Raw genomic sequence first — 20,576 nt, forward strand, 5'->3', positions numbered from 1 at the left:
GGCGCGGCGGTCTTTCCCCGTCTCCGCCGCGCCCGCCGCCTCGCCGGCCCCGATCAGTCGCCCGTGCAGATGAAGCTCTCGAAGTGTCCCGGCGTGCCCGAGAACGCCTTGCCCGTGTTGTTCTTGAGGTCCTTCGTGTAGACGATCGCGGCCTCACGGGCGGCGGAGCCCGCCGCCTGCACGTCGCCGAGCGTCGGTGCCCCGTCGAAGTCGGCGCGGGCTCCGGTCACGTAGGCGAGCTTCTCGAGCCCCTCGACGTTGTTCGGATCGATCTTGCGCACGTCGTTCCAGCCGCCGTACGCCGAGTTGCACGCCGTGTACAGGTTGTACGCGCCGCCCCAGTCGAGCAGCTTGTCGCCGTCGTTGGGGCCGTTGGCCGAGACATCCGCCTGCAGCACGTCGCGGTCCCAGCCGCCGTACTGCCAGTCGGTGCCGTGGTGGTGCTGGCGCGTCTCGGTGCGCCCGGGCGCGCCGGTGTTCTCGGGTGCGGTGTCGGCGTACGCCTGCACCATCGTGAACCAGGAGGTGTGGTCGACCCCGGGTCGCGGCTGGTAGTCGACGATGTCGGCGCCGGCCTCGGTCGCCGAGGCGCCGTAGCCCGCGAAGAGCACGTCGATCCACTGACCGTCCTCACCGGGAGCGTTGCGCCCCGGCAGGTCGGGAGTGCCCACCGCGGGGTCGCCGCGACCGCCCCACATGACGTCGGCTCCGTCGTCGCCGTAGGCGTAGTCGCCGCCCGAGTCGCCGTTCATGAGGTCGGCGCCCTCGCCGCCGTGCATCGAGTCGTGCCCGGGTCCGCCGCGCATGCGGTCGGCGCCGCCGGCGTCGTGCCCGTTCTTCACGAGCACCGATCCGTCGCGATCGTGCGTGAGGGAGGTGCCGCGGTAGAGCGGATGCGCCTCGAACGGGTGGAGCACCGCGTCCTGTGCGCCCGAGTCGGGCCCGCCGAGGTTGATGCCGGGAGGGCCCTGGCTCGTGTGCGTCAGGATGTCGGGATCGCCCGCGTCGCTTCCGTCGGCCTCGACGAACCGCGTCTGCACGCCGCCCCGGTCGCCGACCATCGCGTCCTCGCCGGCGCCGCCCCACATCGTGTCGTCGCCGAGCTCGCCGAACTGGTCGTCGGCTCCGTCCTCGCCGAACATCCGGTCGTCGCCGTCCTGGCCCCACTGGCTGTCGTCGCCGTCGCCCGCACCGGCGGAGATGAGCGGGTTCGTGCCGTTGCCGCCGAAGATGAAGTCGGCGCCCCAGACGCCCGCCGCCGCAGAGGCGCCGACGTCGTACCGGGTGACCTCGCGCTCGATGACGGCCGAGCCGTCGTCGGGCGCCTCGTTGCCCGGGTACCGCTCCTCGTACACCGCGTAGGCCGCGTCGCCGCCGTCGCCCTCGATCGTGCGGTTGAGCTCGCCGTTGTCGCCGAGCTGGAAGTCCGCCTCGCCGTCGCCGAAGAGCCAGTCGCCCGTGTCGCGCATCCCCTGGAGGTTCGACCCGCCGAACTGGTCGTCCTGGCCGTCGGCCTGCGGAGGCCCGACGAGCTCGGCTCCGGTGCTCGGCGCACCCGGCAACCCGCCCGGCATGGCCGGGAGCGCCGGCAGCACTCCCCCGACCTCGAGCGGCAGCGCGATCCCACCGTACGACGCGACCGGCCGGTCGCCGATGACGATGTCCGCGCCGCCGTTGCCGTGCTGGACGTCGGCGCCGCCGTCGCCGAAGAGCGCGTCACCGCCGTCCTGCCCGAACTCGACATCGACGCCGGAACCGCCGTTGAGGATGTCGCGCCCGAACTCGCTCGGGAACGGCCCGTCGAGGTCGTGGTAGACGAGTCCTCGCCTCGTCTCGACGCCGAGCTGGCTCGTGACGTAGTGGAACTCCGCCGGCGCCGGGTCGTCGAGCGCGGGGCAGGAGCTCGGGTCGAACTCGACGCCCGGCACGTCGCGCACGATGCACGCGTTGTCACCGGCGACCACGTCCGCACCGCCGCCGCCCCACAGCACGTCGCCCGAATCGGGCTGGTCGGGGAAGCTCGAGCCGCCGACGAGGTCGTCCTCGTCGCCGTTGCCCTCGAGCCAGTCGCCGTCCTGGTCGCCCTCGACGAGGTCGTCGTGCGCGTTGCCCTGCACGAGGTCGTTGCCGCCCTCGCCGAACATGCGGTCGTTCTCGTCGTTGCCGAGCATGAAGTCGCCGCCGGAGACCGCGTCGAGGTCGGCGCCGGTCTTGTCGGTGTCCAGCAGCGTCACCTCGCGGAACACCCCGCCCGTGACCGGATCGGTCTGCCACGAGCCGGGGTCGTCGGGGTCGGCGCGGCGCGTCAGCACCGCGTTGTCACCCGTCATGACATCGTCGGCGCCATTGCCCTGCATCTCGACCTCGCCCTCGTCGAGCGCGTTGTCGGCACCCTCGGGGTCGGCGAGCGGGTTGACGGGCGACGAGCCGCCGATCAGGTCGTCGGCTCCGTCGGAGACGTGGTCGGAGTCCTCGTCGAAGCCGAAGATCCGGTCCTGGCCGCCGTTGCCCTCGAGGTGGTCGTCGTGGGGACCGCCGCGCAGGGTGTCGGTGCCGTGCCCGCCGAAGCCTCGGTCGTCGCCGCCGCTCGACCACGGGGCGTCCACGGTGTCGAAGTCGCCCCAGATCAGGTCGTCGCCGCCGATCGTGGGAGCGACGAGCTCGATCTCGGTATCAGGCGACCCGTTCGGCGAGCGCGCGTCCCAGCCGCCGGCCGGCGGCTCCACGTGACGCGCCTCGGGGGCGATCGTTCCCTGGTCGCCGACGAGGTCGTCGGGACCGGCGCCGCCGACGAGGCGGTCGCCGGCGAGCTCGCCGAAGAGCTGGTCGTAGTCGTCGGCGCCGTAGAGGGTGTCCGCGGCGTCCTGCCCATGCAGCTCGTCCTGTCCCGGCCCGCCGTCGCCGGTGTCGGCGCCGTAGGTGCTCGCGTCGCTCGACGGCGAGAACGTCACCGCGTCGAGCGCATCGACGCCGTTCATGCCCGGATCGATCGACACGTCGTCGCCGTAGAGCCGATCGGCCTCAGGCCCGCCCGTGACCCGGTCGCCAGCGTCGGGCGAGGCGAGTCCGTAGTGACCGCCGATGACGAGGTCGATCCCCTCCTGGCCGTCGACGGTGTCGGCGCCGGCATTGCCGTACAGCACGTCCTTGCCGGGACCGCCCTGTACGAGGTCGGCGTCGCCGTCGCCCCACGCCTCATCGTCGCCGGTCTCGCCCTGCACCGTGTCGGCGCCGCCGTTGCCGTGCAGCAGGTCGCGCCCGCCTCCGCCGGTGACGAGATCGGCGCCGCCCTCGCCGTACACCCGGTCATCGTCGTCTCCGCCGCCGAGGGCGGGATCGGCCGACCCGACGGTCTCCGACGGGTGCGCGATCCTCGCGCCGACCGTTCCGCTCACCGTGCCGTTGTCGCCGAGCACGAGGTCGCGGCCCGAGCCGCCGTCGGCGCGGTCCGCCCCGGTCGCCGGCGCAGCGCCGCTGTCGGCGCGTCCGTCGCCGACGAGCTCGTCGTCGCCGGCGTCCCCGAACAGCGAGTCGCTGCCTTCGCCGCCCCAGACGAGATCGCGGTCCTGGCCTCCGCGCAGCTCGGGGTCGTCGCCGGACTGGCCGTCGATCCGGTCGTCGCCGACGCCGCCGTCCGCCCGATCGGCGTGCCGCCCGCCCCAGAGGTCGTCGGCGCCCGCCCCGCCGAAGAGCGCATCGGCTCCGTCGTCACCCTGGATGTGGTCGGCCGAATCGTCGTCGTCCTGATCGGCGATGCGCATGCCGCCGTGGATCGCGTCGTTCTCGGCGCCGCCGAAGAGCCAGTCCGATCCCGGACCGCCCTCGATGGCGTCGGCGCCGGCACCCGGGCCGGGAGCACGGGTGCCGTTCGCCACATCCGTGTCGGCGTACGCCTCGTCGCCGTAGACGCGGTCGGCGCCCGAGCCCGCGACGATCGCGTCGGCGCCCGGGCCGCCCGAGATGACGTCGTCGCCGTCGGCCGCGTCGGTCGTCTCGGTGCCGCCCATGATGCGGTCGGCGCCGGCGTCGCCGTTCAGCGTGTCGCCGCCGAGACCGCCGTCGAGGCTGTCGACCCCGTCACCGCCCGAGATGACGTCATGGCCGGGGCCGCCGACGATCCGGTCGTCGCCCGGGCCGCCGCACGCGGTGTTCTCGCCGCCGCCGAGGTCGATGTCGTCGCCGTGCGCCTCACCGGTGCCCGCGGCGTCGCAGCCGTCGTCGCCGTTCATGGTGTCGGGTCCGTCGCCGCCGCGATAGGTGTCGCGCTCGGTTCCGAGCGAACCGGTCACCGGGGCGACGAACGGCCACGTGCCGTCCGGCGCGTCCTCGCCCTCCGGGAGGTCGTTGAGCGATCCCGGGGCCGCGCCGTTGCCGGCGCCGAGGAAGGTGAAGCTGTCGGCGCCGTTCGCCGAGGCGAGCCGGATCGAGCTGCCGAGGTACTTCTCGGTCGCGCCGAAGGCGGTCAGCTCGAACAGGAACTTGCCCACGCCGTCGGGCTCCTCCGTGAGCTGGCGCACCACGTACTGCTCGTCGGTCTCGCCGGGCTCGACGCCGCGCAGGCCCGCCAGCGCACCGACGTTCAGCACGACGACCGAGCCGTCGTAGCTCGCGAGGTTGGGCGGTTTCTGCTTGCCGTCGCACGAGAGGCTGAAGTCGAGCAGCACGATCCGCGCGAGTTCCCAGCTGTCCTCCCAGCCGAGCGGCGGCCAGCCCACCTGCACCGCGACCTCGAGGAAGGCGGCGAGGTTGCCCTCGAAGTCGAACAGGCACACCGGATTCTGGAGTTTCTCCCACAACTCGTCGAAGTACATCCGCCCGTCGGCCTGCGGGGTGTCGTTGAGGTTCAGCCCGAAGGTCGCCTCGATGCCGCCGTTGACCGAGAACTCGGCGATCAGCACCGAGAGCTTGGCGCCCGCCTTGATGCTGCCCTTGACCTCGAACTCGGCGATGTCCTTGCCCGCGCCGTCGACATCGGAGAGGAACAGGCTCTGCGCGAAGGTGTCGCCGATCGCTCCGATCATGTCGGCCGGGATGCCGCCGGCGACCACCTGCTCGCCGAGGAGCCGCACGCCACGGGTCGAGATTCCCGCGCCGAAGTGCGCGGAGGCGTTCACCTCGCCGGCGATCGTGATGTAGAGCACACCGAAGAAGGGCCCGAAGTTGGCCTCGTAGGGCATGTGCACGCTCAGGGCGTCGGGCCGCCAGACCGCGACCTCGCAGTCGGAGCCGAGCATGAGGGTCACGATGCAGCTGGGGTCGTCGAAGACCGGGAACGAGAAGTCGTCGTCGGCCGGATCGGTCACGGCCTCGTACCCCGCCTCGTCGTCGATCGAGTCCTTCATGCCGTCGCCGAGGGCCGCGCCCGCCTCCTCGAGCGTCTTGCCCGCGGGCGGCTCCACCGTGCCGACGAGTTCGCCGGCGACCTGGTCGGGGCTGCGCGGCGGGCCCTGCGCGGCGTCGCCGGAGATCGACACGTGATCGAGGATCCGGATGGGCGTCCCGGCCCCGAGCTGCTGGGCGGACTGCACGAACGAGAGCAGCTCGTCGATGTCCTTCAGGAGGCTGAGGTCGACGTCGCCGAACGTCTCGGCGAGGTCGGCCATCGTGACCGGGTCGCCGCCGAACAGCTCCGAGACGTCCGAGAGCACCGGGATCGGGCTGAAGAGGAAGTCGCGGACCGGCTGGATCGGCTCGAGCACCGGGTCGAGCGTCTTGAGGACTCCGCCGAAGAGGCGGGTGAACATCTCGCCCGGGGCGACGCCGATGTTGTCGAGGGAGATCACGGGGTCGCCGATCGCGGCCTCCGTGAACGTCCACTCGAGCGTGAAGTCCGCGACGATCGAGGGCAGCGAGGCGTTCACCGCGCTGTAGTCCCTGCCGTTGACCGTCGCAGAGACGCCCGTGTCGAGGGCGAGATGCGCGTTCGCCCCGCCCGAGACGCGCGGCGCGGTCAGCACGTCGGACACTCCGCCGCTCAGGAGGGTGGTCAGCCTGACCCGGTTCCAGCAGTAGGCGCCGCTGACGCCCTCCGTGTAGGCGGCCGGCAGCGAGCACGACGTTCCGGCCTGGAGGCCCAGTTGCGCCTTCACGTCGACGCCGGTCGTCGAGGTGTTCTCGGCCTCGAACGCCAGGAAGCCCAGGACGCCGGTGATGGTGCCGTTCGCCGGCATCTCCGCCGAGGCGTGCACCCGGATCTCCTGCGGCACCGCGGCATCGTCGTCGGTCTCCCAGCTGTTGGCCGTGTTGTCGGCGGGCACGGGGTTGTCGATCAGGTAGAAGCCGTCGTCACGGGAGATGCCGAAGCCCAGCTCGAAGCGCCAGCCCGCACGGGCCTGGATCTGCGCGTCGAGCGAGAGCGGGAGTCCGTCGAGCCCGAAGCCGAGGTCGACGAGCTCACCGTCGACGCAGGCCGCCGCCGCGCAGCTCGCGGCATCCGGATCGCCCTCGCCGAGCTCCATCTCGACGGTGACGTCGGTGAGGTCGGTGAGCGGGGCCGAACCCGAGCAGACGGCCCCGCCGCAGATCGGCACGATCCGGATGTCGGTCGCATCCGGCGTCGTGGTGCCTGCCGGGTCGCCGGTCGTGCCGGGGAAGCCGGCGAGCGCGGCGTAGTCGCTGTCGACGAGCACGCCGAGGCCGGCCGGGCCGAACCCGGCGAGCAACTGGTCGCGCAGGCCGTTCGTGCCGAACACGACCGCGTCGACATCCGCGCCCGTCAGCCCGGGCACCGGGCTCTCGAGGAAGTCGCGGACTTCGGCGAGCCCCTTGGCGAACTTGCCGAGGTCCTCGCCGATTCCCGGGAGCTCCGAACCGACGTTGCTCGCCGTGATGGCGATGTCGAGGATGCGCCCGATCGAGGCCAGCCCGTCGCCGAGGCTGTCGAACGAGAACGGCGCGGTGTCGACGAGGTCGGTGAGTCCCGTCGGGAGCTCGAACGACGGCGACGTGCCGTCGATCTCCGCGGTCAGGTAGTCCTCCGCCGTCGGCGTCGCGGCGCCCGACCCGATCCCGACGGGGGCGCCCGCGGGCCCGACCATGACCGGCATCGCGACGCAGCCGAACTCGCCGGTGATCGTCGCTCCGCCCGGCACCTGGCACGTGAAGTCGTCGCCCGGGTCTGTCGAGCCGAACTCGGCGGTCGCCGCGGCGGCCCAGGCCGCGAGGTCGACCGGGTCGTCTCCGGAGGCCGTGGGGTCGGCGATCGCGAACTGCGCGCCCAGCGCGAGGAACCCGTTCGCCCCGTCGCCGAGCGTGACGGAGACCGGACCGGCGCGGACGCCGAACTTCGCCGTGCCGTCGCCCTCCGTCCCGATCTTCGCGCGGACGGTCGCCGCCGAGTCCGCGAGCAGCTTCGGCGCCGAGGGCGCGGCGGTCAGCGGCACGACGGCACCGAGGTCGAGCTCGCCGCTCAGCGTCGCCTCGGGCCCTCCATCGGTGCCCACCGACGGATCGCCGGGGTCGTTGAGCGTGAGCGGAAGCACCACGGATCGCGAACCGCCCGCCGTCAGGCGCACGTCGAGGCCGGCGTCGCCGCCGCCGAGGTCGCGCAGTCGCAGCTCCAGCTCGCCGCCGACGTCGGCGAGCGCCGCTTCGAAGGTGCGCTCGAGCGCTCGGATGTCTCCGGCGGTCCCCGCATCGCGGACGTCGTCCACGAGCGCATCGAGGTCGTAGATGCGATCGAGCAGCTCGCTCGCTCCCAGCCCGAGGACCGGGATCTCGCTCGAGGAGAGGGTCGTGAGCGCCGCGACCGCCTGGTCCATCGCGTCGATCGTCCGGCCGCGCAGCGACTCGCTCACCACGGCGTCGAGCGGGTCGACGTCGGCGGCCGTGAGCAGGCGGCCGGCGTCGTTGTCGATGGAGGCGGTGAAGGAGTTCGCGAACGCGCTCGCCTCGACGGTGTACTCCCCAGCAACGTCGGTCAGCGCGGTGGTCTCGTCCCACGCCCCCGCCGCTGTCACGCCCGGGGCGGTGACGGCGAGCTCGACGTGCAACCTGCCGCTCGGGGTGTTCGGCTGCACGACGTACGAGCCGGATGCCTTGCCGATGGCGGAGGCGAGCTCCTTCAGCCGGGGCGTCGAGGTCGCACCGCCGCTCGCGTCGACGTCGGCGACGGTCGTCGGGGCCGAGCCGTCGGGGGTGAGCGAGTACATCCCGCCGACCTTCACCGGCACGAATCCGATCGAGCCCTTCGCGGCGATCGGCACGTCGACGCGCTGGGTGAGCGCCAGCTCGGCGTCGTCGCCGACCTCGGCGCCGAAGCGCTCGTAGACCATCGGCGACTCGAACTCGACGACTGCGTCGGTCTCCGGGTCGTCGGGCACGGCGGTCGCCTCCGAGAGGTCGATCACGATCGGCAGGTCGAGGTCGAAGCCCGTCGCCACCGCGGGGTCGGCTGCCGCGCCGGCGTGCGTGACGCCGCGCATCCGGGTGGAGCTGCGCAGCTGGTCTCCGGCGGCGAACTGGGCGACCGAGGAGTCGTCGGCGACGTCGAGCGGCGCGGTGGCGCCCGGCATGGCCCGGTGCGCCTCCACCGCGATGCGCAGGCTGGCGCCCGCACGATCGAAGGCGATCTCAGGGGCGTCGCCGATGCCGTCGAGCTCGGCGAGCTCGTCGGCGAGGTCGCCGACCGTGGCGATGCCGATGACGATCTGCTCGCCCACGGGCTTGGCGGGGTCGATGACGATGAGCTGCTCGGCGAGCTCGAAGAACGGGTCGCCCGCGTTGACGAGGTCGGAGAGCCGGCCGCCGGCCATCGGCAGCGCGCGATCGACCTCGGCCGAGAGCTGCATCGTGCGCAGCACGTTGCCGTACTGCACGAGGCCCGAGACCAGGTCGCCCGGCCCGAGGCGGGTCGCCATCTCGAGCGCCTCGAGATCGCTGTCGGTGCCGGTGAGCGTCGCCTCGAGCGGGTCGTCGGTCGCGAGGTCGACGTCGAGTTCGAGGGCGGGCGCCGGCGATCCCGAGAGTCCGAGCAGGCTCGAGCCGAAGTCGATGCCGGCGGTGGCGCTCCCGGCGCGGGAGAACTCCGCGAGCTGGTCGACCGGCGTGCCGAGTTCGCCCGGCACCGCGGGTCCGCCGTCGCTCGCGGGTTCCTCGAGCGCGAGGCGCCCGTCGTCGTTGCTGTCGGCGAGATCGCTCGACCAGTTCGCGTCGACCTCGATCATCGATCCGTCCAGGATCTCGACGTCGGCGATGCCGATCGCCGCCTCGCCGCCGGGGAACTCGAAGGCGTCGTCGCCCGCCAGATCGGCGTGCAGCACCGCTTCGGGCGCATCCTCGTCGGGCACGAGCCAGAACCGGCCGTCGCCCGGGTCGACGCGGTACTCCGCGGCGAAATCGAACGCCACGCGATATGGTGCGGGTGCGTCGCTCGCGGTGGCCAGGCGCAGCGGCTTCCCACCGGGTCCGGAGGGGTCCTCCACGGCGAGCTGCACGTCGACGGTCCTCGTCACCGAGATCGTCAGCGCGAAGCCCTCGGCGCCGTCCGCCTCGGGAAGCGCACTCGCGGCGAGATCGAGCACGATGCCCTCGAGCGCGGGATCCGCGTCGTCCACCGGTCCGTCGTACGCCGAGTCCAGCTGCCCGACGAAGACGTCGAGCGTCGGTGCCGTCTGGGCGTCGGCGGCGATCCGCGTCGCGAGCTCGTCCATCACGATCGGGAGCGCGAGCGCGAGCGCCGGCGTGACGACCGGCGCACCCGGCAACGCGTCCTCGAGCGGCAGACGCTCGCCGAAGGGACCGACCGCGCCGAACTCGCCGATCACCTCCTCGGCGACACGGCCGAGCTGCGTGCGGAACTGCTCGACGGCCGCCGGCTCGTCGACCGGCGGATCGGCCGCCTGCGCCGGCAGCACGCCGGTCACGGCCATCGCCCAGGCGGCGCCGACGGCGATGATCGCCGCGCCCGTGCGCCGCCTGCGATCTCGCTGCCGCGGGATCCCGCCGGAGCGCAGGGTCGTTCGGTTCGGGTCGTTCTGGGCGCGCATGAGAGTCCCCCCGGGTCGATGCAGCCCGGCGCGCAGCGGGTGAGCTGCGCGCTCGAGGCCCGTTCTACTCCGCGCCGCACCCCGCCGACAAGAGAAACCCTCACTTTGGGGGGCAAAATCAGCCTCGGCGTCTAGGATCATCGCCATGTCCGACCGCGTGCACACGATCACCTCGATGGGCCCGAGCGAACCGCGCGAGGGCGCGGGCTCGCAGACCGGCGCTGCCGCCGACTCCGGCCGTGCGCAGGGCGTCGAGCGTGCGATCGACCGGGCCCTCGCGATCCAGCGCCCGATCGTCGTCGCGCACCTGCGCAGCATCCGCCGCCGTGCACCGGGCGCGACCCCCGACCAGCTGGTGCGCATCCTCGAGCGCCGCTACCTCGCGGCCGTCACGACGGGCGGCGCCGCCGTCGGCGCGACCGCGGTCGTGCCCGGTATCGGCACCGGGGTCACGCTCGCGCTCTCGGGCGTCGAGACGGCCGGGTTCCTGGAGGCGACCGCGCTCTTCGCGCAGTCCGTCGCCGAGGTGCACGGCATCCACGTCGAGAACCCCGAGCGCGCCCGCGCGCTCGTCATGACGCTCATGCTCGGCCAGGAGGGCAGCGACCTCGTGCGCCAGTTCGCCGGCCAGGCGACGGGCTCGGGCATCGCGCGCAACGCCTACTGGGGCGAGCTCATCACGAACAGCCTGCCGAAGGCCGTCATGGGCACCGTCGTCGACCGCCTCCGCTCGGTCTTCATCAGGCAGTTCGCCGTCAAGGGCGGCGCGGGCATCATCGGCAAGGCGATCCCGTTCGGCATCGGCGCCGCCATCGGCGGCATCGGCAACCACGTGCTCGGCCGGCGGGTGCTCACGCAGTCGCGGCTGGCCTTCGGCGCGGCGCCCGCGCTGGTCCCTGCTGAACTCGAGCCGCGCGGCGACGACACCGTCATCGCCGCGACGGGCAAGCGGCTCGCGCGCACGGCGGGGATCGTCGGCGGCGCCGTCGGCCGAGCCGCGAAGCGGCCGTTCGCGAGGCTCGCGGCCGGACGGGAGCAGGCCGATGCGGCCGAGTCGATCGAGGGCGAAGAGGCCGGCGCCGGCTCCGTCGGGGCAGCGGCCCCTCGCCCCGAGGAGCACTGAGCGGCCCCTTCGCCCGACAGGGCGCAGCCGTCCGCCCGGCGACGGCGACCGGCGACCGGCTAGACGAGCTCCTCGTCGTCGGTCTCGCCCTCTTCGTCGTGCTCGTCGACCTCGCCGTCCTCGGCGTGCAGCGCGGCGAAGCGCTCCCACTCCGCCATGAGGTGGTCGATCGCCGCGTGGAAGCGCGCGGTCGTGACGCCCGGCGTCGTGTCGCCGAAGTAGCGCTCGACCCAGTAACCGAGCCGGGCGAGCGCCTCGGCGTCGTGCGCGACCTCGTCGACGCGGGCGACGAGCTCGTCGCCGGAGCCCGCCACGAGCCACTCGCAGGCCTGGAGGTAGCCGCCCGTGTCGATCTGCGCCGCGGGGTTCGCGGGCCGCGTGATGAGCAGGGGCTTGCCCGCGGCGAGCCGGTCGTAGACCATCGCCGAGATGTCCACGATGGCGACGTCGGCCGCGGCGAGCTGCCAGCCGAGCTTCGGCCCGTCGTCGAAGACGTGCTGCGCACCGGGGTCGGCGGCGTTGGCCTGCTCGATCGCCTGGATGATGCGCTTGTTCGCGGCCGCGTACGCCTCGTCGACGACGCCCGAGCGCGGGTGCGGCCGGTAGATCACCCGGTGCCGCCCGGTCGCGAGCAGGCCCTCGACGAGCGCGACGCCGTGCGACGCGATCGAGCCGTACGCCGCGGCCGCACGGTCGCCCTCCCACGTCGGCGCGTAGAGCACGACCTCGCGCTCGTCGGGCGTGTACGGCAGCGGGCTGCCGTCGAGGTAGTGGTCGGCCTGCGGGCGCCCGATCGGGATCGCCCGCTTGTCGAAGTCGTAGTCCCACAGCACCTTGTCGAGGCGCGCGCGTGCCGCGTCGCCGGCGATCAGGGCGTAGTCGTACGCCTTGAACTGGTTCGTGGTCATGTACATCTTGTCGGACTCGCCGTGGTTGATGAACACGTGCCAGCGGCGCCCGTAGCGCATCATCTGGAAGTTCTTCGCGTTCTGGTTCACGTAGAGGATGACGTGGAGGTCCTGCTCGTGGATGACCCGCTCGAGGTCGGCGACGCGGCGCACATAGGCGACCGGCAGCGGCGACTCGTCGAGGAGCTTCAGCGCAGCGCCCGACGCCCGCGTGAGCACGAGCACCGGGTGCGTCTCGGCGAGCTCGGCGAGCGGTGCGTACCACTGCCGCAGCTGATACAGGTTGACCTTGCCATCGGCGAAGTAGACGCCGATCTTGAAGCGGTGCGGCTCGAGCGGCGCCCGATCCGCGAGCTTCGCCCGGAGCGCGCGCTGCGCACGCCGCGACCACATGATGTCCTTGGCGAGCTTCACTGCGCGTCGCGCGTCTTTCCTCAATCCCACCGTCCAAGGGTAGCGAGGTCTGACTGGGCGGATGCCGCGTGGCGGACGCGCTGCCCGAGGCGATCGCCGATCGTGACGTTCGGCGGTCAGACGACCGGGGGGCGACCCGCACGGGTCATCCGCCAGACGGTGCGCCATCGCATCGGGCGGCGCTCGCCGGGTGACTCGCGCCAGCCGGCCCTCCAGCCGCCGAACCAGGCCTTGAGCGCAGCGGGCTGCCGCGCCCAGCGCAGCATCTGGATGCCGGTCCAGGAGCCGACGTAGAGCGGCACCAGGATCGCGGGCAGGTTGCGGCGCGCGAGCCAGACCCGGTTGCGGGCGTTGAGCCGGAAGTAGTACGAGTGCCTCGCGGGGTCGATCACGGGGTGCGCGGCCTCGAGCGAGCCCTCGTACCAGGCGACGCGACCCGCGTCCCACACGCGCCAGGCGAGCTCGATGCCTTCATGCGCGTAGAAGAACGGGTCGGCCCAGCCGCCGGTCTCGTCGAATACCGCGCGCGGCATGAGCACCGCGCCCTCCCAGCACGAGAAGACGGGGCTCGAGTGCGCGGGGTCGCCCTTGCGGATGCGCGGGATCCAGCGGCGCGGCGAGACGAGGCCGGTCGGATCGACGACTCGCGGCTGGACGAGTCCGAGCTCGGGCCGCTCGGCGAGCAGCCGCACACCGTCGGCGAGGAACGAGTCGCTCGGCAGGAATGCGTCGTCGTCGAGGAAGAAGAGCACCTCGCCCGACACGTCGGGCACGCCCGCGTTGCGGCCGGCCGGGATGCCGAGGTTCTCGGGCAGGTGCCGGGTGCGCACGCTCTCGGGCAGCGGCGGCTCGGCCGTGGCCGGATCCCAGCCGTTGCCGACCACCACCACGTCGGTCTCGACGCCCCGCTGCGCGAGCACGCTGCGGAGGCCGCGCAGGAGCTCGTCGGAGCGCTTGCCCATCGTGAGCACCACGACGCCGACGCGCGGAACGGGATGCAGCTCAGGAACGGACACGACGGGACGCCATGATCGCGACGAAGTGCCCGATCACGGCCAGCACGGCGAGCGGGAGGATGACGGCGACGACCACGCGGTCGACGAGGGGCTGCCCCGCGACGAGCCCCACGAGCGCGGCCGCGAGGGCGATGAGGGTGAGCTCGACCGAGTGGTACAGCCGGTGGAAGGGCAGGAACCTGGCCGCCTTGCGCAGCTTCGCGATGAGCCCGCCGCGCGGCGCGGTCTCGCCGTGGGTGTCGGCGAGCTTCGCGAGCCCGGCGTTGGCACGGGCGACGTGGACCATGTCGTTGAGCGCCTTGTTGAGCACGATCACGAGGGCGAGGAGCGCGCCGATCGTGGTCCAGAGGAAGTCGGCGGGGAACTCGAGCGGATACGCGGCGGCGCGGAGGCCGAGCGCGAGCGGGATGAGCGCCTCGGTCGTGTAGTGGCCGACCTTGTCGAGGAACACCCCGGCGGGCGAGGAGGTGCGCCGCCAGCGGGCGACCTCGCCGTCGCAGCAGTCGACCAGCATCTGCAGCTGGCCGAGCACGACCGCGAGCAACGCGCCCCAGATGCCCGGGATGAGCAGCGCCGCCGCCGTCGACCACCCGACGAGGATCATGAGCCCCGTGACGCCGTTCGCCGAGATCGGCGTCTTGAGCAGCAGCCACGTGAGGTAGATCGAGAAGCGGCGGAGGTAGAGCGACGCCGTCCAGTGCTCGGCATTGCGGCGCCCGCGCACCTCGGGCGGCTGCGCGACGGCACGCAGCTCGGCGATGCTCGCCGGCCGCGCCGTCACCGGTCGGGCGTCAGACATCCGCGCTCACCTTCCCGTGTGCCGTGCGATGTTGCTGGTCAGCGAGAGATAGCCGAGCACGAAGCCGATGCCCCACGTGACATGTATGCACGGCAACACTACGAGAAACCATGCGGCCGTGCTCGCACCGCGCCCGCGCGCGGCCGAGAACGTGGCGACGGCGACGAAGAGCAGGTAGACGAGCGGCGCCGCGAAGCCGACGAGCAGCCACGGGGTCGCGCCGAGCATCGCCTGCACGATGCCGCCGAGGCCGAGCAGCAGGCCGAGGGCGACGCCGACCACCATCACGGGCGGGATGAAGTAGCGGATGCCGTTCGACGCCGGGAAGCGGCGGGCGAGCTCGCCGCGCCAGAGGCCCGTCGAGAACATCTGCCGGGCGAGCCGGTCGACGCTCGAACGCGGCCGGTACGTCACGGCGAGCTCGGGCGTGAACCAGACGGTGCCGCCGGTCTCGCGGAGGCGCCGGTTGAGCTCCCAGTCCTGGCCCCGCTTGATCGACTCGTCGAAGAGGCCGACGCGTTCGAGGGCGTCTCGGCGGAACACGCCGAGGTAGACCGTCTCGGCGGGCCCCTCGGCGCCGCCGACGTGGAACGCGGAGCCGCCGAGGCCGACCTTGGTCGTGTAGGCGAGCGCGACGGCCCGCTCGAACGGCGTCTCGCCGCGGGCGTCCATGATGCCGCCGACGTTGTCGGCACCGGTGCGCTCGAGCGTCGCGACGGCGATGCGCGCGTAGTCGCTCGGCAGCATCGAGTGCGAGTCGACGCGGACGACGACGGGATACCGGGCGGCGCGGATGCCGATGTTGAGCCCGGCGGGCGTCGACCCGACCGCGTTCTCGAGCACCCGGATGCGTTCGTCGCGCGACGCGAGGTCGGCGACGAGCTCGTTCGTGCCGTCGATCGAGGGCCCGAGGGCGATGAGCACCTCGACAGGGCCGGCGTAGTCTTGCGCGAGGATCGACTCGACCGCCTGACGCACGTGCGCGACGTCGTTGAGCACGGGCATGACGTACGACACGCCGACGAGCGACGACGGGGTCGTCTCGGGGTGGTGCTCGGGCATGTTCCTCACTCGCGCTGGGGTCGATCGAGCCTAGCAGCCGTGCTCGCGCGGGCGGCATTCGGGTGGACGCCGAACGGGGCCGGATCGATGTCGATCCGGCCCCGCCCCGTGGCATCCGTGCCGTTCGGGCTCAGCCCTCGTAGGTGTCGAGGGTGACCTCGACGGTCTGGGTCTCGCCGTCGCGGATGACCGTCAGCTCGGCCTTCTCGCCGCCCGCGAGTGCACGCACCTGGGCGGTGAGGTCGGTCTGGTCGGTGATCGGCAGTCCGTTGAACTCGGTGACGACGTCGCCGTCCTCGAGCCCGGCCTTCTCGGCCGCGCCGCCGGGGGTCACGTCGGTGATGAGGGCTCCGACGGTGGTGCTCTTCTCGTCGGACTCGGCCGAGGTGACCGTCGCCCCGAGCAGGCCGTGCGAGGCCGAGCCGTCTTCGATGATCTCCTTCGCGATGCGCTCGGCGAGGTTCGACGGCACGGCGAAGCCGACGCCGATGTTGCCCGCCTCGGCGGATTCGCCGGCCGAGAGGATCGCGACGTTCACGCCGATGAGCTTGCCCTGCGCGTCGAGCAGCGCGCCGCCCGAGTTGCCAGGGTTGATCGCGGCGTCGGTCTGGATGACCGGCAGCGACACGCGACCGGCGTTCGCGGCCGGCTGCTGGGCCTCGCCGCCGCCCTGCTCGGGGATGTCGAAGAAGAAGTCGAACGGGCTGTCGCCCTCGCCGCCCTGCTGGCCGCCGTCGCCCTCGCCTGAGCCCTCGCCCGAGCCGTCGTCGCCCTGCGCGTCGTCGGGGGTGGCCGGCGCCGCCGAGGAGGCGACGTCGATCGACCGGTTGAGCGCGCTCACGATGCCGTTGGTCACGGTGCCCGAGAGCCCGAGCGGCGCGCCGATCGCGATCGCCGTGTCGCCCACGTTGAGCTGGTCGGAGTCGGCGAACTCGAGCGGGGTGAGGCCCGAGGCGTCGACGAGCTTGATGACCGCGAGGTCGGACAGCGGGTCGGTGCCGACGAGCTCGGCCTCGTAGAGGTGGCCGTCGTTCGTCTTGACCTGGATCGTCGGGTCGCCGGTCGCGCCGTCGAGGGTCACCACGTGGGTGTTCGTCAGCACGTAGCCGTCGTCGGAGAGGATGATGCCCGAACCGGTGCCGGCGCCCTCGTTGCCCGCGACCGAGATGGTCACGACGCTCGGGCTCGCCTTCGCGGCGACGGCGGTGACCGCGGTCACCTGGTCGGTGTCGTTCACGACGATGTTCTGGGCGGTGCCCGAGCTCGCGGTCGAGGTCGAGTCCTGGTTGCTCGTCACGAGGGCCGTGATGCCCGCGCCCGACGCGCCGCCGATGAGGGCTGCCGCCACGATCGCAGCGGCGACGCCGAGTCCGACGCGGCGCGGCTTCTGGGCCGGCGCGGCGGATGCCTCGGGGCCGGTGCCGTAGGGCGGGACGCCCGCGAGCGGGGCCGTCGGCTGGGTCGCGCCCTGCTGCGGGCCGCCGAACGCCGGCGGGACCTGGCCGGCGACCGGTGCGGTCGGGGCCGTCGACGGCGCAGCCGCGGCTGCGCCGGCCTGCTTGGTGTACTGCGGCGCGTGGTACGGCTGCGGGGCCTGGCCCGGCTCGTACACGGTGCCGGTCGCGACCGGCGCGGCGGGCGCCGGAGCGGCGGGAGCGGCCGGAGCCTCGGCAGCGGGCACCGGAGCGGCCGGAGCGGGCGCGGCGGGAGCCGGCGCGGCGGGAGCCTCGGCAGCCGGAGCCGCGGAGGTGGCCGGAGCGGCCGGAGCCGCAGCCTCGGGCGCCGCGGCGATGGTCTCGGTGGTGGCCGTCTCGGCTGCGGTGCGCTCGGCGGCGGTGGTCTCTGTGGTGCTGGCCTCGGGAGCCGTGAGCTCCTCGGTGACCTCGGCGTCGCGGGCCTCGCCCTGCGTGCCGTCAGTCGTGTCGGTCATGTCTGCTCCTTCCAAAGCGATGCCAGCATCCCGCGCCAAGCTGTGCCCCGGATCGGCGGTTCCTATGACCTTGCTATCACCGAGCAGGGATTCGTCCGAGCGAGCCGGACGGGCGGCGACGCCCTGCGCCAGCGTACCCGTGCGCGGCTTCGCGTACGGTGTGAACATGAGCGACTTCTCCCCCGCGTCGGGGCTCAGTCCGTGGCAGCGCACGGCCGCCGGCGCCGGCCTCCTCGGCGACGACGGCCGCGTCGCGGCGACGATCTTCGCCGAGATGAGCGCGCTCGCGACCCGCACGGGGGCGATCAACCTCGGGCAGGGGTTCCCCGACGAGGACGGCCCCGCCGAGGTGCTCGAGGCCGCCCGCGCCGCCATCGCCGACGGTGTCAACCAGTACCCGCCCGGGCTCGGTCACCCGGTGCTCCGACAGGCGATCGCCGCCCACCAGGCCCACTGGTACGGGCTCGGGTTCGACCCGGCGAGCGAGGTGCTCGTGACGGCCGGCGCGACCGAGGCCCTCGCCGCGACCGTGCTGGCCTTCGTCGATCGCGGTGACGAGGTCGTCACCTTCGAACCGTACTACGACGCCTATGCGGCGCTCATCGCCCGGGCGGGCGGCGTGCACCGCACGGTGCCGCTGCACTGGACGGCCGACGAGCCGGGCGGGCGCGGGGCATCCTGGCGCGTCGACCTCGACGAGCTGCGGCGGGCGGTCACCGACCGCACGCGGCTCATCGTCGTGAACTCGCCGCACAACCCGACCGGCGCCGTCTTCGACGACGAGGTCCTTGCGGCGATCGTCGAGCTCGCCGAGCGCCACGACGTGCTCATCGCGACCGACGAGGTCTACGAGCACCTCGCGTTCGACGCACCGCACCGCCCGATCGCGGCGCTGCCCGGCGCCCGCGAGCGCACGATCTCGATCTCCTCCGGCGGCAAGACCTTCTCGACGACCGGGTGGAAGGTGGGTTGGATCACCGCTCCCGCGCCGCTCGTGACCGCGGTGCTCGCCGTCAAGCAGTACCTCACCTACGTCAACGGGGCGCCGTTCCAGCCGGCGATCGCCACGGGCCTCGGCCTCCCCGACGCGTTCTTCGCCGGTGCCGCAGCAACGCTCGCGGCGAAGCGCGACGTGCTCACGGCGGGGCTCGAGCAGGCCGGCTTCACCGTCGCGCGCGCGCAGGCGGGCTACTTCGTCGTCGCGGATGCCACGCCGATCGGGTTCCCCGACGCGGCCGAGCTGTGCCGGCGGCTTCCCGAGCTCGCCGGCGTCGTCGGGGTGCCCGTGTCGGCGTTCGTGCACGCCGACCGGCACGACGCGTACCGCAGCCTCGTGCGCTTCGCCTTCTGCAAGCGGATGCCCGTGCTCGAGGAGGCCTCTGCGCGACTCGCCTCGCTCGGGTCGACCGCGTGACGTCGCCCGAGCGCCGGGCGGTCGCCGACGTCGCTCAGCGCCGCACGACCCCGTAGCGGCGGAGTGCGAGGGCCGGGTTCGTGCGTCGCACGGCGGCGATCCGCCCGCGCGAGATCCACGCGACCGCGATGCCCGGCTGCTCGCCGAGCGCCGCGAGCTCGACGCCCATGGGGTCGACGACGAGGCTGCGCCCGACGGCGACCGGCGGCGTCTGGTCGGCGGCGGCGAGGTAGACCGTGTTCTCGATCGCCCGAGCGAGCACGAGGGTGCGCCAGTGGTGCTCCTTCAGGGGGCCGCGCACCCACTCGGCGGGCACGAGCACGAGGTCGGCGCCGGCATCCACGATGACGCGCGTGACCTCGGGGAACCGCAGGTCGTAGCAGGTCTGCATGCCGACCTCGACTCCGTCGACCTCGAAGATCTCGGGCTCGTCGAGCGCTCCGGCGACGACTCGCTCCGACTCGAGCTGGCCGAACGCGTCGTAGAGGTGCTGCTTGCGGTACCGGGCGACGAGCTGCCCGCCGTCGTCGAGCGCGACGAGCGTGTTCGAGAATCGGGCGCCGTCGCCCGGCACCCGCTCGAGCACGCCCGCGACGAGGTGGACGCCGAGCTCGCCCGCGAGCGCCCCCAGCGCGCGTACGAACCCGCCGTCGAGCGGTTCGGCCGCGTCGGCCATCTCCTGGCCGAGCTCGGGCGTGAAGAACATCGAGTACTCGGGGAACACGACGAGCCGCGCCCCGCGCCCGACCGCGAGGCGTGCGAGGCGTTCGATCTCGCCGAGGTTCGCCGCGGCATCCGCCGTGGGGGCGAACTGCGCGATCGCGATCGCGAGCTCGCCGCCGTCGGATGCCTCGCCGCCCTGCCCGGCGTCGGGCGCCGTGTGGTCGTGGTCGGAAGCGGCAGCGGGTGTCATGACTCCAGCGTAGGCCGCGGCCGGCCGATCAGCCGAGGTCGGCGCGGTACAGCAGCTGCGACCAGACGCGGGCGGAGTCGACCGGTCGCGCGTCGGCGATGATCAGCCGGCCCGAGACCGTCACGTCGTCGACCTTGAGGAGCTCGGAGAACGGCGTGCCGTCGGCGGTCGACCCGGAGGCGAGGTTCGCTCGCACGCGCTCGGCGGAGGCCTCGACGTCGCCGTCCTCGGCGACGACCCAGACCAGGTGGTTGCGCGTCACGCCGTCCTCGTGCGAGACGCCGCCGCCGACCCAGCTGAACGACGACTCGTCCCCGAGCGACGGACGGTTGAGCATGGCCGCGAGCACGTTCCGCTCGTCGAGGGCCCGGGCCGCCTCGGCCCGTGCCTCGTCGTCGGCCGCCGTGTCGCCCTCGCGGACGCGGTCGAGCAGTTCGCCCGTGCTCGCGATCACCACGCGACCGTCGACCTCGGCGATGCGCTGCGACCACATCGCCGCCTCGCCGAGCGAGAGGTCGGCCCCGCCGTCCTCCTCGCCATACGCCCAGACGCCGTCGGCGGGCTCGCCGAGCACGGCGGTCAGCCGGTCGGCGGCGTCGTCGGGGGCGGCGAAGGCGAGCACGTCGCCCGCGTCGCCCTGCCAGTCGACGAAAGCCGTGACGTCCTCCAGCGAGACGCCGATCGTCTCCTCGACGTCGCCGGCGAGCTCGGCCCGGTTCCAGCCGAACGAGGCCGGCAGGATCATGCCGAGCTCCTCGTCGAGCACGCGTAGGCCGTCGACGCCGTCGCCTCCGTCGTCGATGCCGAGCGCGGCGCGCGCCGCGGCGTAGTCGGCGTAGGCGATGTCGGCCGGCCCGGCCGCGTCGCCCGGCACCGCGGCGAGCGCGGCCTCGAAGCCGGCGTCGGCGTTCGCTCCGCCGGAGGCGGCGCTCGCGCAGCCGGCCAGCAGGAGGACTGCCGCCCCGAGGGCGAGGGTCGCGGCGGCGCGCTGGATCACGGGAGCTCCGTTCT

10 protein-coding genes are annotated in these 20,576 nt (G+C 73.2%); 2 read left to right on the forward strand and 8 right to left on the reverse strand.

Annotation, left to right across the window (positions count from 1 at the left end; genetic code table 11):
- Window positions 1–53: 53 nt before the first annotated feature.
- On the reverse strand, window positions 54–9,986 hold the full coding sequence (locus tag ACFVTH_RS00585; protein ID WP_387085537.1) for a hypothetical protein: 9,933 nt from the start codon (window positions 9,984–9,986) through the stop codon (window positions 54–56).
- Window positions 9,987–10,131: 145 nt separating this feature from the next.
- Between ACFVTH_RS00585 and ACFVTH_RS00590 the strand changes: the two genes are divergently transcribed.
- Window positions 10,132–11,109, forward strand: coding sequence for a hypothetical protein (locus ACFVTH_RS00590; RefSeq protein ID WP_387085540.1), 978 nt, complete (start codon window positions 10,132–10,134; stop codon window positions 11,107–11,109).
- A 59-nt stretch (window positions 11,110–11,168) separates the two neighbouring features.
- On the opposite strand, the gene ACFVTH_RS00595 is transcribed toward ACFVTH_RS00590, so the two are convergent.
- The 5 genes from ACFVTH_RS00595 to ACFVTH_RS00615 all read right to left on the reverse strand — a co-directional run bounded on the left by ACFVTH_RS00595 (window position 11,169) and on the right by ACFVTH_RS00615 (window position 17,238).
- Window positions 11,169–12,461 carry a CDP-glycerol glycerophosphotransferase family protein gene (locus tag ACFVTH_RS00595; RefSeq protein ID WP_387085543.1) on the reverse strand — a complete coding sequence of 431 codons (1,293 nt, stop codon included), beginning with the start codon at window positions 12,459–12,461 and terminating at the stop codon, window positions 11,169–11,171.
- An 86-nt stretch (window positions 12,462–12,547) separates the two neighbouring features.
- Window positions 12,548–13,393: a glycosyltransferase family 2 protein gene (locus tag ACFVTH_RS00600; RefSeq protein WP_387088657.1), complete on the reverse strand. Its 846-nt coding sequence runs from the start codon at window positions 13,391–13,393 to the stop codon at window positions 12,548–12,550.
- Window positions 13,394–13,433: 40 nt separating this feature from the next.
- On the reverse strand, window positions 13,434–14,246 hold the full coding sequence (locus tag ACFVTH_RS00605) for a CDP-alcohol phosphatidyltransferase family protein (RefSeq protein WP_387085546.1): 813 nt from the start codon (window positions 14,244–14,246) through the stop codon (window positions 13,434–13,436).
- 6 nt (window positions 14,247–14,252) lie between these two features.
- Window positions 14,253–15,308 carry a glycosyltransferase family 2 protein gene (locus ACFVTH_RS00610; RefSeq protein ID WP_387085549.1) on the reverse strand — a complete coding sequence of 352 codons (1,056 nt, stop codon included), beginning with the start codon at window positions 15,306–15,308 and terminating at the stop codon, window positions 14,253–14,255.
- A 130-nt stretch (window positions 15,309–15,438) separates the two neighbouring features.
- The gene (locus ACFVTH_RS00615) at window positions 15,439–17,238 is read right to left on the reverse strand and encodes a S1C family serine protease (protein ID WP_387085552.1); all 1,800 of its coding nucleotides are present in this window, start codon (window positions 17,236–17,238) and stop codon (window positions 15,439–15,441) included.
- A gap of 166 nt (window positions 17,239–17,404) precedes the next feature.
- Between ACFVTH_RS00615 and ACFVTH_RS00620 the strand changes: the two genes are divergently transcribed.
- Complete coding sequence (locus ACFVTH_RS00620) at window positions 17,405–18,652, forward strand: aminotransferase class I/II-fold pyridoxal phosphate-dependent enzyme (RefSeq protein WP_387085555.1); 1,248 nt, start codon at window positions 17,405–17,407, stop codon at window positions 18,650–18,652.
- A 34-nt stretch (window positions 18,653–18,686) separates the two neighbouring features.
- Here ACFVTH_RS00620 and ACFVTH_RS00625 read toward each other — a convergent pair whose 3' ends face one another.
- Entirely contained in the window at window positions 18,687–19,565 is an 879-nt protein-coding gene (locus ACFVTH_RS00625; protein WP_387085558.1) for a carbon-nitrogen hydrolase family protein, read from the reverse strand.
- A 28-nt stretch (window positions 19,566–19,593) separates the two neighbouring features.
- Complete coding sequence (locus ACFVTH_RS00630) at window positions 19,594–20,562, reverse strand: hypothetical protein (protein ID WP_387085561.1); 969 nt, start codon at window positions 20,560–20,562, stop codon at window positions 19,594–19,596.
- Between the last annotated feature and the right edge of the window lie 14 nt (window positions 20,563–20,576).

This window comes from Agromyces sp. NPDC058104, from assembly GCF_042884835.1.
Classification (GTDB): domain Bacteria; phylum Actinomycetota; class Actinomycetes; order Actinomycetales; family Microbacteriaceae; genus Agromyces.